The 14,650-nt window shown below is 68.2% G+C and carries 13 protein-coding genes; 5 read left to right on the top strand and 8 right to left on the bottom strand.

What is annotated here, in order from left to right:
• Positions 1-10: 10 nt before the first annotated feature.
• Genes ACFXHE_RS13105 through ACFXHE_RS13090 form a run of 4 tightly spaced genes read left to right on the top strand, consistent with a single transcriptional unit; the run spans position 11 to position 3,929 of the window.
• Entirely contained in the window at positions 11-1,345 is a 1,335-nt protein-coding gene (locus ACFXHE_RS13105) for a Dyp-type peroxidase (protein WP_379382695.1), read from the top strand.
• Positions 1,342-2,358: a hypothetical protein gene (locus tag ACFXHE_RS13100; RefSeq protein ID WP_379382693.1), complete on the top strand. Its 1,017-nt coding sequence runs from the start codon at positions 1,342-1,344 to the stop codon at positions 2,356-2,358. Before ACFXHE_RS13105 ends, ACFXHE_RS13100 begins: the two co-directional genes overlap by 4 nt.
• A gap of 43 nt (positions 2,359-2,401) precedes the next feature.
• On the top strand, positions 2,402-3,052 hold the full coding sequence (locus ACFXHE_RS13095) for a GAP family protein (RefSeq protein WP_379382691.1): 651 nt from the start codon (positions 2,402-2,404) through the stop codon (positions 3,050-3,052).
• A 4-nt stretch (positions 3,053-3,056) separates the two neighbouring features.
• The gene (locus ACFXHE_RS13090) at positions 3,057-3,929 is read left to right on the top strand and encodes an alpha/beta hydrolase (protein ID WP_379382689.1); all 873 of its coding nucleotides are present in this window, start codon (positions 3,057-3,059) and stop codon (positions 3,927-3,929) included.
• Positions 3,930-3,952: 23 nt separating this feature from the next.
• On the opposite strand, the gene ACFXHE_RS13085 is transcribed toward ACFXHE_RS13090, so the two are convergent.
• Positions 3,953-4,969, bottom strand: coding sequence for an esterase/lipase family protein (locus ACFXHE_RS13085; protein ID WP_379382687.1), 1,017 nt, complete (start codon positions 4,967-4,969; stop codon positions 3,953-3,955).
• A 143-nt stretch (positions 4,970-5,112) separates the two neighbouring features.
• Between ACFXHE_RS13085 and ACFXHE_RS13080 the strand changes: the two genes are divergently transcribed.
• A complete protein-coding gene (locus ACFXHE_RS13080; RefSeq protein WP_379382685.1) occupies positions 5,113-5,394 on the top strand; it encodes a hypothetical protein in 282 nt (93 codons plus the stop codon).
• 42 nt (positions 5,395-5,436) lie between these two features.
• On the opposite strand, the gene ACFXHE_RS13075 is transcribed toward ACFXHE_RS13080, so the two are convergent.
• The 7 genes from ACFXHE_RS13075 to ACFXHE_RS13045 form a co-directional block, all read right to left on the bottom strand.
• Complete coding sequence (locus tag ACFXHE_RS13075) at positions 5,437-6,180, bottom strand: DUF899 family protein (RefSeq protein ID WP_379382683.1); 744 nt, start codon at positions 6,178-6,180, stop codon at positions 5,437-5,439.
• Positions 6,181-6,446: 266 nt separating this feature from the next.
• Positions 6,447-7,754, bottom strand: coding sequence for an FAD-binding oxidoreductase (locus tag ACFXHE_RS13070; protein ID WP_379382681.1), 1,308 nt, complete (start codon positions 7,752-7,754; stop codon positions 6,447-6,449).
• A 25-nt stretch (positions 7,755-7,779) separates the two neighbouring features.
• Positions 7,780-9,243 (bottom strand): amidase family protein, encoded by a 1,464-nt coding sequence (locus tag ACFXHE_RS13065; RefSeq protein ID WP_379382679.1) that lies wholly within the window; start codon positions 9,241-9,243, stop codon positions 7,780-7,782.
• Complete coding sequence (locus ACFXHE_RS13060) at positions 9,240-9,701, bottom strand: DUF2871 domain-containing protein (RefSeq protein WP_379382678.1); 462 nt, start codon at positions 9,699-9,701, stop codon at positions 9,240-9,242. Before ACFXHE_RS13060 ends, ACFXHE_RS13065 begins: the two co-directional genes overlap by 4 nt.
• Positions 9,702-9,708: 7 nt before the next feature.
• Positions 9,709-10,146, bottom strand: coding sequence for a DUF4267 domain-containing protein (locus tag ACFXHE_RS13055; RefSeq protein WP_379382676.1), 438 nt, complete (start codon positions 10,144-10,146; stop codon positions 9,709-9,711).
• A gap of 73 nt (positions 10,147-10,219) precedes the next feature.
• Entirely contained in the window at positions 10,220-13,483 is a 3,264-nt protein-coding gene (locus tag ACFXHE_RS13050) for a BTAD domain-containing putative transcriptional regulator (RefSeq protein ID WP_379382674.1), read from the bottom strand.
• Between the two features lie 237 nt (positions 13,484-13,720).
• Positions 13,721-14,626: a TIGR03620 family F420-dependent LLM class oxidoreductase gene (locus ACFXHE_RS13045; RefSeq protein WP_379382672.1), complete on the bottom strand. Its 906-nt coding sequence runs from the start codon at positions 14,624-14,626 to the stop codon at positions 13,721-13,723.
• Between the last annotated feature and the right edge of the window lie 24 nt (positions 14,627-14,650).

Raw genomic sequence — 14,650 nt, 5'->3', positions numbered from 1 at the left:
GGGGGTCGTGATGCTCGAATTCGACGATATCCAGCACATCCTGCTGACCCGGGTGCCGGCGCTGACCGGACGCTACGAGTTCCTGTCCTTCACCGACGCCGCCGGTGCGCGTGCGTGGCTCGCCGCCATGGCCGACCGCGTGCCCTCGGTCGCCGACTTGCAGGACTCGGTGGACACCGACAAGCAGTGGGTGTCCGTGGCTTTCACCTGGACCGGACTGCGCGCCCTGGGCGTCCCGGCCGACGCGCTGGCGAGTTTCCCGGAGGAATTCCGCCAGGGCATGGCCGCCCGGGCCGAAGTCCTGGGTGATGCCGGGGCCAACCATCCCGACCATTGGATCGACGGCACGGCCGGTGACGATCTGCACGCGATCGTCATCCTCTTCGCCCGTGACGCCGCCGAACGCGACCGGCGGGTGGCCGAACACAATGCACTCCTTGCCGCTTGCCCAGGTGTCACGGTGCTGTCGTCGCTGGATCTGGAGGCCGTACCGCCGTTCGGCTACGCGCACGACCACTTCGGTTATCGGGATCGCTTGTCGCAGCCGGTGATCGAAGGTACGGGGGAGGAGCCCACACCGGGCAGCGGCGCACCGCTGAAGGCCGGGGAGTTCATCCTCGGTTACGACGACGAGAGTGGGCCGCCGCTGGATCTGCCGCAGCCCGAGGTACTTTCGCGCAACGGCACCTTCATGGCCTATCGCCGCCTGCGCGAACACGTGGGTCGATTCCGTGACTTCATGGCCGAGCACGGCGACACCGCCGAGGAACAGGAGCTGGTGGCGGCGAAGCTGATGGGCCGCTGGCGCAGTGGCGCGCCGCTGGTCCTCGCTCCGGAGGCCGACGATCCGGAACTGGGTGCGGATATGAGCCGCAACAACGATTTCAACTACAAACAGATGGATCCGCACGGCTACGCGGTGCCGCTCGGATCGCACATCCGGCGCATGAATCCACGTGATACGGGCGTGAACATGCAGCGCCGCCGCATGATTCGGCGCGGCGCAACCTATGGGCCGCACCTGCCGGAGGGAACCCCCGACGACGGCGCCGACCGTGGCATCGCGGCCTTCGTGCTGTGCGCGAGCCTGGTGCGCCAGTTCGAGTTCGCGCAGAACGTGTGGGTCAACGACACGTCGTTCCACGAGCTGGGCAACGAGCGGGATCCGATCATCGGCAACCAGAACGGCACCCTGGAGTTCAAGATTCCGAAGCGTCCGATTCGCAAGACCATCACCGGAATTCCGGCGTTCACCAACGTCCGAGGCGGCGCGTACTTCTTCCTGCCAGGGCTGCGCGCCCTGCGCTATCTGACCACTCTCACCGATATCGAGGCAGCAGCATGACATCGTTCACCCCGGCCCGCACCTACAATCAGGCCCACCTGGCTCGCCCCTACACCCCCGGCCAGCGGCGCATCAGCATCTACTGGTCGTGGAGCTATCCCTGGGAAGCGCAACGGGATACGGCCGAACTGGACAACCGCTTCTCCACCATGACCGAGGTGCGCCAGGCCACCTGGCCCGCCTACGAGACGCCCGAATACGATGCCGCGCACTTCCTGCAGGGCATCGCGGGCACCCTCGAGCTGTTCCACCGCTCGACCCTCGACTTCCAGCGGGTAGCCGGGGAAGTGACGGGGCATCCGGTGGCGGTGTTCCAGCGCATCGACCAGGCCGGATTCAGACAGCCCATCGACGAACGCATCCTCGCCGACACCGACACCCTCCTGGTGTTCGGCCTCGATCACCTTCTCGCGCAGGAGGAAGCGGCTCCCGAGGAGATCGCCGCAATCCAGCAGTGGCTCCAGCGCGAGGGCACCTGCCTGCTCCTCGCCCCGCACCACGACGTCGGCTTCACCGATGACCTGAAGCAGCGCCAGATCGAGTTCGAACACCACGGTGATCCGCTGGTGCCGCGCCAGCAGCGGTTCGGCGCCTATACCCGCTCGCTGATGACCGCCCTGAATGTCCCGGTACACAACGTCTACGGCCTGCGGCCCGCCGTCGTCGAAGGCACTCGCTCGATCGCGCCGCTCACCTCCTTCCGTGACCTCGACACCCCGCGCTTGCTCGACGATGTCACCACCTTCAATTTCCACCCGCACCTGCCCCACTACGAATTGACCGAGCCCGAAAGCGATTCGGTGCGCCTGCTCGCGCGTCAGCCCATCGAACTGTCCCGTCCCCACCCGTTCATCGAGGCGGGCAACACCGAATTCAATACGTTGCTGTGGCTGCCCCCCACCGTCGAACGCGCCGGCGACATCGTGATGGCCGACTCCACCAACTTCACCACCCTCTTCGGCGGCACCGACAGCCTCGCCAACTTCTGGCGCAACCTCGCGGCGATGAAATGACCGCGGCTGCAGACGGCGGCCCGATGCCGCAGAGGTGGGACCTGTGATCGGAGACCTGCTGCCACTGGCCATAGGCGTTGCGCTGTCACCCATTCCGGTGGTGGCGGCCATCCTCATGCTGCTCTCCACCAACGCCGGCCGGGCGAGCGCGGGCTTCGCGCTCGGCTGGGTGACGGGCATCCTGACGGTCACGGGGCTCGTGACAGCCGCGGCAGCATCCGGGCTGATGAGTTCGGCGGGCCGGCCCTCCGCCGCGGCCTCTGCGATCAAGATCGCCATGGGCCTGCTGCTGGTGTTCATCGCCTTCCGTCAGTGGGGCAGCCGCAAGGACGATTCGATACCGGGCTGGATGAAGGCCATCGACGAACTCGGAGTCGCCAAGGCGGCCGGCTTCGGCCTGCTGCTCTCCGTACTGAATCCGAAGAACCTGCTCCTGTGCATCACGGCGGGCGTCACAATCGGCACCTCGGCGCTGAACCCGGCCGGCACTGCCGCGGCAATCGCCGTATTCGTTTTCCTGGGCGCGGCATCGGTGGTCGTTCCCGTGGGTGGCTACGCCGTCGCGGCGAATCAGCTGCGCGGCGCACTCGCCCGCTTGAAGAACTGGCTACAGGCGAACAATCACACGGTGATCGCCGTGGTGTTCATGGTGATGGGCACCACCGCCTTCGCCAAGGGCGTGAGCGGATTCTGACCAAATGCTGATCGCACTGTGCCACACAGTGTTTCACCACCGTCTCGGGTCATCGGCGGAAGTCCGACGACCCGAGACGGTCTCATGCCGCCGTTGCACGGCTCGCCGCACTCCGCGGTCAGAACGGGATGCCGAACCATTCGCCGCGGCCGGGTACGACGTCCTGGTCTTCGACTACCGTGGCTTCGGAGACTCCGAAGGCACTCCACGACAGCGTGTTTCGTACCGACAGCAGCGCGAGGACTACCACGCGGCCATCGCCGTCGCTCGGCAGTTGCCCGGCGTCGACCCCGAACGCATTGTGCTCTGGGGGACCTCCTACTCCGGCGGCCATGCCGTCGCGGTGGCCGCCCAGGACCGGCGGATCACGGCGATCGTGGCGATCACCCCCGCGATGGACGGACTCGCCACCCTGGCGCATGTCATGCGCCGCGCCGGTGCCGGCTACCTCGCACGCGCGGCCGGGCACGGGTTGCGTGACCTCGCCCGGAGGATCGCCAAGCGACCGCTGCACTACGTGCCGATCGTCGGCCCGCCCGGATCGCCGGCCATCATGACCAGCCCCGGCGCGGTGGAGGCTGTCATCCCGGTCGCGGGACCGACCTGGCGTAACGAGGTGTGCGCTCGAGCCGCCCTGGCAGTCGGCCTGAACCGGCCCACCACGTTCGCCGGGTGCGTGCCCTGTCCGATCCTGGTGCAGGTCGGCACGAACGACAGTGTCGCGCCACCGAGCGCGGCCCTGCGCGTCGCTGCGAAAGCCGGTCCGCGGGCGCGTATTCGCGAGTACCCCGTCGACCATTTCGACATCTATCAGAGCCCGTGGCAGCAGCAGGCGGTGACCGACCAGCTCGAGTTCCTCACCGCTGTATTGCGGTGACCTCCAGGTCCAGGATCGGCAGGTCAGAACTGCGGCCCGCTCCCGCACTGCACCGGCACCGGCCGCCCCGGATCCAGCGCGTTCAGAATCATCGCGTCCACGCTCGGGTCGTACGCCAAACCGCTGTGCCCGACCGGGTCGTCCGGGCACTGGTCCTGGACGACGAGGTCGCTGACGCCATCCTCGGCAATGGCCGCGGCGGCGGGCGGGGACACCATGGCGTCGTGCGCCGACACGATGGTGGTGTAGCGAATGCCGGTCCGGGCGATCGGGCCGTCGTGCAGCCGGGTCATCGCCGCCGAGCCAGGGGAGACGTCCTCACAGATCCCGCATACGCCCGCGACCAGCCCGCGTAGCCCGAGTTGCGTTGCGCCGCCGATAAGTCCGCTGGTGATTCCGTTCGTGGGTGGTGCCAGGACGACGACCGCGCCGATCCGGTCAGCCGCTGCCGGGTCGGTCTTCGCGAGGTAGAGCGAAACGAACGCGCCACCGGAATGCCCGACCAGGTCGACCTTGGCGGCGCCGGTCTCGGCCCGCACGCGGTCGACGAAGGCGGATACCTGCGGCACGGACACCGACACCCCGTCGATGCCGCCGTCGAATGCGTTGGTCCCGCCGTAATTCAGGGAGTACACGCAGTACCCGGTATTCGCCAGCTTCGGCCCTAGATGCGCGAACCCGTTGTACTGATTGGCGGGAAAGCCGTGCACGAGCACCACCGGCCGCGGATGGGCCGCCGACGGTGTGCACGGCACATTCACGCCGGGCGCCGACTGTGCGGGATCCTGCCCGGACACCACGAACCAGGCTTCACGGGCAACCATCTGCTCGAAAGTCGCCTCCGGTAGCGGAGCGGCGGCAGCGGCCGCGCCGGGCGCAACGATGTTCGGTACCAAGGCAATCGCGGTGGTGGCCAGAACCGAGCCAACGCATTCGCGTATGCCCATGTCGAGCTCCAAGAAACGAACGAACTTTTCTCTTAGTTTAGTCCTATAAATTCCCCGCAGGTGGAGGAGCGTTTCTGGAATCTCGATGTTCACAGTGGTTCGTCTGAACCCTGTAGGAATCTCCAACCCGATGCGGCAACCCCGGACGTTCTGTTGGACTCCTCCCCGATTGATCGCACCGGTGCCGGAGGAGGACAGTCAACAGCACCGTTCACCCCCACCCCGGATCGCGATACATGTCAGCAACACCCGCACATCGCACACAACGGACCCGCTACACCTCCGTCGGCGGAAAACAGGCCGCATGGCGCATGATCGGCAGCAGCGTCGAAATCCTGGCCCTCACCGTCACAAATGCCGCCCGACCCCCCGACACCGCCGCCTTCGACGACAACACCTGCCACGACCTGTGCTGGGCCCGTGAACGTTTCACCAAATTCGCCGACCTCTGGGACGCGATCCGCAGCGAATACTGGCAACTCCTCTTCCACTCCGACGCCCCTGGATGCGGTCGATGAAGATGGTGAAATCCGCCATGAACCGGGTGAGGAACCGTGACGTCACCAGTTCGCGGGTAGGTGTCGAACTCGCCATTGGCGGAACCGGGGCGATGTGGCCAGATCGAACAGTGTCCAGAGCGGCTCCACCGTGTCGGGATGCTCTGGGTTCTGCCACGGATCATCCGGTGGTACGAACATGAGCTCGCTTGCCCAGTGCAGCCGTATCGTGCCGTCGGGCGAGCGCTTGAAGACGGTCAGCAGCGGTACAGGGTGGCCGGCAGCGCTGTCGCCGCCGTAGTCACTCCGAAAATTCGAGTTCGCCGCCGACAGCACCCGGGTGTGTCGCCACCCCCTGTCGTGTGCGAACGCCGCTACTCGCTCGATGGGGGCCTTGGCAACGATCGCCAAATTGCCACCCAAACCGTCGAAGTGGGGCGTTGTACTGTCCCACATGTCGATCAGCGCGGTGCACGACGGGCACGGTCCTTCGTCTGTGGGCAGTTCCGAGAAGATCCCGCTTGTCGGTCTGGGCCGAACATCTCCCGGGTGACGCGGGAACATGTAGTGATAAAGCATCAGTGTGTCGTTATCGCCGAACAGCTCGGACATACGCACTGTCGTTGCGGCGCCGTCGTCGCCGATTCGATCGAACACATAATCTTCGGGGACCTCGCCGCCAGGCGGAAGTGATTTCCGTTGCGCCGCAACGGACTCCATCAGCTGCTGGAGATCGGCCTCCCGCTGAAGCAACGCCTCACGCGCCTCGCGATACTCCCGCGACTCATTCGGAAAAGCTATCGACATACGGACCTCCTAGACCGTCATGCCATCGACTTACCCTGCTCTGGACACTACTCGCTCGTGGCTAACTGCCAGCGTTGTAGCTGGTCAGTCACCCCATGGATGCGCCCCCGGCGGGGCCCTATAGCTGGGAACGTACCGACCAGCATCTTCTTGCTGGTCTGCCAGTGGTCGAAGCCGAATTCGACCTGTGCAGCGCACTGCCCCGCCGATCACGGTCGGCGGGGCAGTGCTTCGCGGAGGTGCCCGAGGGGCTCGAAACCGAAGGTTCAGTGGGGAATCGGGAAGTTGGCGCGGAATACGCCGTGTGGGTCGCGGGCCTGCTTGAGCTTTCGCAGCCGGTCCAAGGTGCCGGTGTCGAAAACCTCTGCGACACTGTCGCCGGCGGACAGGACGGTATACGGTTTGCGGCCGCTGACCCGCGCGCCCAGATCGGCGAGGATGCGCTTCTGCGTGGCGTGTACCGCGGCAACCGTGTCGGGGTCCGAGCCGATGGCCTGCAGAGACAGTGCGTAGGGCTCCGTGAACGGCGGAACCGCGCCTCGGGTGGGCTCGGCGAGCGCACCTCCCAGCTGCCGGACCTGGATGCCCATCATCGGATCGATCGGCTCGTGCAGCAGGATCTCGGCGGCGGTCTCGTCCAGTGCGGTCAGCAGCTCGGCTCGCACCAGTCCGGGGCCCGGGGCGGTGGGCTCGTTGACGATGGCGCCCAACTCGGCCGGGGACAATTCCCGGCGCGTGTCCGCGAGAACGCCGTCGATCGTGTCCAGCCGTCGCAGCAGGTCTCGTCCACGTGCCGGTTCGCCCAGGTAGGCGGCGGCGATCGCGATTACCGGCGGGGCCTGCGGTAGCTCCAGCCGATTGAGCCAGACCGTGAGCTCGGCCGGTGCGTGATCGGTGATGTCCTGGAAGGCATCACGGACCGCCTCGGTCTGCTCGGCCGGCCAGGCGATCAGGCCACCGAACAAGGCCGGAGCCGCGAACAGATCGAACTCCACCGCCGTCACCAGCGCGAAATCCCCGCCGCCGCCCCGCAATGCCCAGAACAGCTCCGGGTCGGACTCCGCGGTGACCCGGGCTGGACGACCATCGGCATCGATGATGTCGAAGGCCCGGACGCTGTCGGCCGCCCAACCGTACTTGCGGCCGAACCACGACAATCCGCCACCGAGGGTATAGCCGACAACGCTGACCACCGGGGAGCTTCCGGCCAGCCCGGTCAAGCCGTGCGGGGCGGCCGCCGCCTGCAGCTGGCCCCAATTGGTTCCCGCGCCGACGCGGGCACGTCGCCGCGCCGGATCCACCTCGATCCGATCGAGCCGGCGCGTGCGCACCAGGATGGTGCCGGCGGTATTACCGGAAGCGCCGTGGCCGTTGGGCTGAGCGGTCACCGACAGGCCCGCGTCGCGCGCGTAGCCGACCACGGCGGCCATATCCTCCGCGTCTTCGACGTGCACGACGGCCGCGACCGGCTGGTCGATATTCAGATTCCACGGAGTCCGTGCCGTATCGAACTCTTCGTCACCCGGCAGCAGTACCCGTCCTCGCACGGCGGATCGCAATGTGTTGTGTGACATCTGGATTCCCTTCGCTAAAAAATGTTCACCGCGTCGTGCCCGAGCCACTGGACGGAGCCTGGCCCCGGGCGGGGGTCCGAGTGGCCGGGTCGGTCGCCGGGGAGATGGGTGTGGGCATCGGAAAGGCCGCTTCGATATGAGCGGCGGCGGTCAGCGCGCGGCGCTCGGCGAATGGGCCGGTGATCAACTGGACCCCGATGGGAAGACCCTCGGCCGAGACGCCCGCGGGGACCGTGACCGCGGGCAGGGCCAGGTAGTTGGCGGCGATCGTGAGGCGGTGCGCCGCATACATGGTCGCGACCTGTGCGGTGCCGCCGAGGTCGTAGCCGACCGGCCAGGGCAGTTCGTCCGAGACCGGGCCGAGCACGATCGGATGCTCCGCGAGGAAGCGGGACCAGGCCGCGCGGCGGGTGAGGCGCTCACCCAGCGCGGTCATGTAGCCTGCCAGATCCAGCGGCGGGAACAGGTCGATCGCCGCGTCCACGAAGGTGTTCAGTCCGGCGCTGCCGACTCGCCGCATGGCTTCGCGGCGCTGAACCACCACCTCGGTGGAGACCAATCGGCCGTAGTCCGCCGCCACCTCGCGCAATTGCGGCGGATCCAGTTCGGCCACTGGATATCCCGCGCGTTCGAGGGCGTCGGCGCAGCCGAGCAGCGCGGCCCGCACCTGCGGATCGATATCGTCACCGAGGGTGACGGCGATCGCGGGCAGGGCGGTATCGGTCGCGTCACGCACTGGAATCCATCCGGGATCGCGCAGGTCAGCGCTGTCACTGAGGACCTCGAAGGCGGTCGTCAGATCACGCACGGTGCGCGCCAACGGCCCTGGTGCCGCGAACAATTGGTTGGTCGGTGCGGGTGCGGCCCCGGGCAGGCTCGAGGCCACCGCCACCCGGCCGGGCGTGGTGCGCAGGGAGGCTACTCCGCAGAACGCGGCGGGTACGCGCAGTGAACCGCCGAAGTCCGTGCCCAGGCCGAGGGGTGTCATGCCGGCGGCTACCGCGGCGGCGTCACCGCCGCTGGAACCGCCCGGGCTGCGAGTCGGGTTCCACGGATTCACCGTCGGGCCCGCCTCGTCGTTGTCGGTGTGCCAGCGAGTGGCGAAGTCCGGCATGTTCGTTCGCCCGATGACGATCGCCCCGGCTCGCCGCAGTGCGGACACCGCGGGTGCGTCCGCTGCCGCGACGGCCTGTCCGAAGGCCGCCACGCCCCAGGTGGTCGGGCTGCCCGCGACATCGAGGTTGTTCTTGATGGTGACCGGAACCCCGTGCAGCGGCCCCGTTGGCGCCCGGCGGTCGGCTGCGGCCGCCTCCGCACGCGCGGTATCGGCGAATACCGTTGTGAGCGCACCGATTTCGGAATCGACCTGCTCGATGCGTTCGAGATGCGCCTCGACGACCTGGGCCGCGGTGACCGCGCCCTCGGCGATCAGCGCCGCGAGCGAGACCGCGTCCCGCGCCCACAGCGCGCCGTCCCGGCCGGTGATCACGATGCCTCCTGTTCGGCGAATACCGCTGCGGTGCGCGGTGTTCGGCTGTCGTCGATGGATTTGCCGAGGGTGATGAAGAAGACGATCAGCCCGGCGGTCAGCAGGATGTGGCCCAGACCCGCGCAGAGCGCGATCGCCTCATTGCTGCTGCTGCCCAGCACGGTGAGGGTGCCGTGCAGCGTCATGACCGCGACGGTGATGGCCAGGCCGATGTTGTACAGCCAGAAGAACCAGGCGTACAGGCCTTTCCGGGCGCTGAGCGTGAGCTGCTTCTCCAGGGGCAGCACGATGAGGAAGAACAGCATGCCCAGCGCCAGCACGTGGGTGTGCACGACACCGAGCTCCGTCTGCCCGGTGAAATGTTCGGCCTTGGTGATCTCGCGGTAGTAGAACCCGGAGATCAGGCCGATGATCATGTATATGTGAGCGGTATTGACCAGCGTCTTCATCGGGTTCATCGGGCGCTCACCGGCTTTCACGGCGCAGCAGCAGCGCGCCGCTGGCGGCCACCAGGGCGGCGGTGAAGCCGTGCACCTTCAGGGCGGTGGCGGTGGAGCCGCGGCGCACCAGGATGGTGAGCATGTCGCCGGTCGGGATGAGGGCGAGGCTGAGCACGGTGACGCCGACGGCGCGGCGCTGCCCGGCCGCGAGCAGGGCGAGCGGAATCAGGCCGGTGACCACATCGCGGACGCCTTTGACGTTCAGGAAGCCGTCGGCCTCAACGTGCGGCCACTCGGTGAAGCCGAACCCCGAGGCCATTCGCTGCGGGGCGAGCAGATAGCCGCCGCCGACGGACATGATGAACCCGGCGCCCAGGACGGCGCCGGCCGTGCCGAGACGTTCGCCGAGCCGGCGGGAACCACGTACGGAAACAGTTGATTCCGTGTTCGGGGGGACGGACATGAGCACTCCTGGATCGGTGGGATACGAGTCCCGAGCATCCAGTGCTGCCCGTACCGTTCGCTGACGGTCGTTGTCAGCGAACGGTACGAAGCAGTTCGAGCACCGCCTCGTCCGAAAGCCGAGCGCCCGCGAGGAATTCCGCGCCCAGGCGCACGGGCCCGAGCGCCGCTTCCGCCTGGTCGAGCGCCCGCCGCCGGAACGGGCCGATGCGGATCACCCCGGCCCTCCGGTTGATCCGGTCGGTGGCGCCGAGAATGCGGGCCGCGCGCCCCGGGGCGCCCGTCGCCAGAGCAACCAGGGCGTAACCGATACCGACCTCGGCCAGCAGCGCCGCCGAGGTCTGGGCGGCCAGATCGCGGGGCATGGCCAGCTCTCGCAGCGCGTCGTCCGGCCGGCCCGCCGCGACCAGGGTCGCCGCGTGCGCGGTGCTCACGAAGACCAGGTTCACGAAGCGAACGGTGTCGTGGCGTCCGGCGGGTGGCGGGGCGGCGGGGAGCGGACGCTCGGACATCCGCCGGAACAGTTCCATCGCGCGGTCGTTGTCGCCGCGCAGGTGCGCCAGGTGCGCCTGCGTCGCCGCCAGGAAGCGCCCGGGCGCGGGAATGATATGCGGGGTGATCAGGGCCTCGGCCCGCTCGATATAGGTTGCCGCGCAGTCGGTATCGCCGCCGACCAGGTGCATCTCCGCCGCGAAGAGCAGCACGCCCATGCGCTCACCGGCGCCCAGGTCGGGGCTGAGCAGTTCCAGCGCGCTCGCGATCAGCGGGCGGGCGCTGTCCAGGCCGAGCATGCGAGTCCGGTAGCTGGCCAGGGAGACCAGGGCGCGGCTGTGCGACCGGGGGTCACCGTGCGCGCTCAGACAGGTCAGCGCCGCTTCCAGGGTGGGCAGGGCGCGGGCCGGATGGTCGCCGCCGAGTTCATCGAAACCTTGTGCTATCAGCGCATTTCCGCGTAGCCATGGATCGTCGGAGGTGGTGCACGCGGTCAACAGGCTGTCGTCGTCGCCGAGCAGGTCACGCAGCGCCAGAATGAGCACGAACATCGGGTGCGGGGGCCGATCCTCGGTGAGGGCCGCGCGGGTCAGCCGCTCGAATTGCCCCGTGTTCTCCCGGATTTGGCCCCACCAGATGTTGGTGAAGTACGCCGGCAGCTCCTCGGCGTACCGGCAGGCCAGATAGGCCCCGGTGCACCCCGGCGGCGGTGTGTCGCCGAGCAGGGCGAGGACCTCGCGGCGGCGTTCGGAGATGTCGCCGTGCAACCCGCGCAGCAGCCAATACCAGACGAGATTCGCGTACAGGCGAACCGCACGCTCACCGTCGCCGACGTCCAGCGCCCAGCGCAGCGCGGTTTCGCAATTGCCGTGTTCGGTGATCAGGCGCGCGAGCCAATCGGGTTGTGCGGCAGTGCGTAATCCGTGGGCGGCGGTGTCGGTGAATTCCAGGAAGCAGTCGGCGTGGATGCGGGCGACCTCGTCGGCGTCGCCGGCGGCGGTCAATTCCGCTGTCGCATAGGCTCGGATGGTCTCGGCCATTCGATAGCGCCGGCCATCGAAGTCCACCAACGACTTCGTCACCAGTGAAGTGACCGTGTCGATGGCGTCCGGACCGCACACCCGGATGATGGCGTCCAAGGTCGCGCCGCCCGCGAAAATCGAAAACCGCCGGGCTGCTGCGGCTTCCGCATCGGTGAGCAGTCCCCAGCTCCAGGCGACGGCCGCGTACAAGGTGCGATGGCGCGGGACCGCGTGGCGAGTACTGTTGGTGAGCAGCCGGAAGCGATCGGTGAGCCGCTCGGCGAGGTCCGGCAGCGGCAGGCCCCGCAGGCGGGCGGCGGCCAGTTCGATGGCCAGCGGCATGCCGTCCAGGCTGCACACGATGGCGCGGATATCCGCGGAATTACTCTCGGACAGTACGAAATCCGGAAGTGCCGCGGTGGCGCGGTCGATGAACAGCCGGACCGCGGGCGACGCGGTGACCGCCACGATGCCCGCGTCGCCTTCGGGTAGGTCCAAGGTCCGGACCGGATACAGTCGCTCGCCGTCCACACCGATCGGCTCCCGGCTCGTGGTGAGCACCCGCAGCAGGGGCAGCCGCTGCAACAGATCGTCGATCAGGCGCGCGGTCGCCTCCACGACATGCTCGCAGTTGTCGAGTACCAACAGCATTCGGCGACCGGACAGCGTCCGCTCCAGTACTTCGGCCCACTCCGTGGACAGTTCGTCGGGTCGCTCGAACTGAGCGAGCGCGTTTGCTATCGCCACTCCGACCGCGTTCACCGCCGGTCGGGCGGTCCGTTCCCGCTCGAGTGCGGCCAGTTCGACGAAAGCGTAACCGTCCGCCCAGTCCATGGCGTGCGCCCCGACCGTCTCGGCGGCCAACCGGGTCTTTCCCACGCCCCCGATACCCGACAACGTCACCAGTCGGGCCTCGCGCAATGCCAGCCGCACTCCTTCCACGTCGCGTCCGCGTCCGACGAAGCTGGTGTGCCGCCTGGGCAGCAGCGGAGCGGACACCTTCGATGTCTCGCTGGTCCGGGATGCTGCCGTAACTCCCGTTCGACCCGATTCGGGCGTCGTCTCGATGGCAGGTCCGTCGACTGCGGGATCAGGGGGTGCGTTCGTGTGAATGTCGGCCAGGGCCTTGCGCAGCACCTCGGCGGGTGTCGTGCCGAGCTCGTCCAGTAACAGGGCCTCGGTCTGTTGAAACTGTTGTATCGCCTCGGATGTTCGTCCCGCTGCCGCCAGCGCCCGCACGAGTCGTGCGGCCAGTGTCTCCCGGAACGGATGTGCCGCTACTTCCGTGCGGAGTTCACGCAATACCTCGCCGCCTCGGCCCTGGGCTCGAAGGGCGTCCGCTCGCAGTTCGACCGCTTCGAGCCGCTGTTCGGTCAATCGCAGTGCCGCGGAGCGCAATACCTCCGATTCCCCTATATCGATCAACGGCTCCCCGCGCCACAACGCGAGCGCGGTATCGAAGCACGCGATGGCTCGTTCGGCCTCCCCGGCCGCGAGCAATGCCCGCCCCGCCGCGACCTCACGCGTGAATCGATGCACATCGACATCCTCGGGCGCCAGTTCGAGCACATACCCGCCCCCGTCACTCCGCACTGCACCCGGCGCCGCTGCGCGCAACCGACTCGCCAAGGTCTGCAACGCATTCCCGGTCCCCGCCGGCGGGTTCTCCCCCCACACCCCGTCCACCAGTCGCGCGACCGGCACCACTCGCCCGGCTTCGAGCGCCAGCAACCCCAGCAGTGCCCGCACCCGCGGCCCCCCGACCGACGTCCTCGTCCCGTCCGCGGCCTCCACCACCACCGGACCCAATAGCCCTACCAGCATGAATCGTCCATCTCACGATCGATCCTGCGTGGCGCCGGGCCTCTCGTCAACCTGGGCCAACCCGGGGGCTCGCCGCATCGCGGCCATCGAACCAGCTCAGGCGGAAGCCGACGGTCGCGAGGACCGGATCGGTATCGGCGCAGGGGATTTCGGGGCCGTTGCGGGGGCGCCGATGCGCATGCTGTGGGCATGGCGGACTCGGCCGGGCGCTAGGACGCGACGTGAACGGGCCGGCGGTCAGCGGCCGATCTCCATGGAGGCCAGTAGCTTCCACTGCTCCACCGGGATGGTGAACGGCTCGGCGGGTAGAGCCTGCAGACAGACGTGGTCGGCGCCGGCGGCGAGGTGGGCCGCGACCCGTCGGTCTACTTCGTCCTGGCCGACGGCGACCAGGGCGTCGAGAAGCCGATCGCTGCCGGTTCCGGCGAGATCGGCGTCGGTGAATCCGAGCCGGCGCCAGCTGTCACGGTATCCGGGATTGGACAGGTACGCACCGACATGCGCCCGGGCGCGGGTGCGGGCGTTGTCGTCGTCGCTTCCGACCACGACAGCCTGCTCGACCACGAGTGCGCGCTCCGGACCGAGAATGGCGCGAGCCTGCGAAGTGTGTTCGGGCGGAACGAGATAGGTGATCGCACCGTCGGCGCGGTCCGCGGCCAATCGCAGGGCGCGCGGGCCGAGTGCGGCCAGCACGCGGGGCAGCGGGCCGGGGTCGGGTAGCCCGAGCCGACCCCGCAGGGCGTCGGGCTGGTCGAGCTCGTCGAGGTATTCGCCCAGCGCGGCCAGTGGTTTGCGGTACTCCAGCCCGAGGACTCCCTCCACCACAAGGGGATTCGACGTCCCGAGACCGAAGAGGAACCGGCCGGGGTGCGCGTCGAGCACCGCCCGCGCCGAGGCGCGCATCCAATGGGGATGCCTGCCGTAGATCACCGCGATCCCGGTACCCACCACCAGCGACCGGGTCGCGGCGAGCAGCCCGGCGGCGGTGACGAACGGGTCGTGCGCGAGCCCCTCGCTGAGCCAGATCGCGCCCAGTCCCGTCGCCTCGAGTTCGGCGGCCAGTTCGGCGACCATCGTGGGTGGTTGTAGATCGAGGCCGTTCACCCAGAGTCCGGTGCGCGGCATGTTCGGTGGAAGAGTCACGGTCAACCTCGGTGATCTATGATT

This window comes from Nocardia sp. NPDC059229 (assembly GCF_042754165.1).
In the GTDB taxonomy this organism is placed as follows: Bacteria; Actinomycetota; Actinomycetes; order Mycobacteriales; family Mycobacteriaceae; genus Nocardia.
The sequence above is the reverse complement of the archived record's forward strand: the minus strand, read 5'-3'. Positions and strand labels throughout refer to the sequence as shown.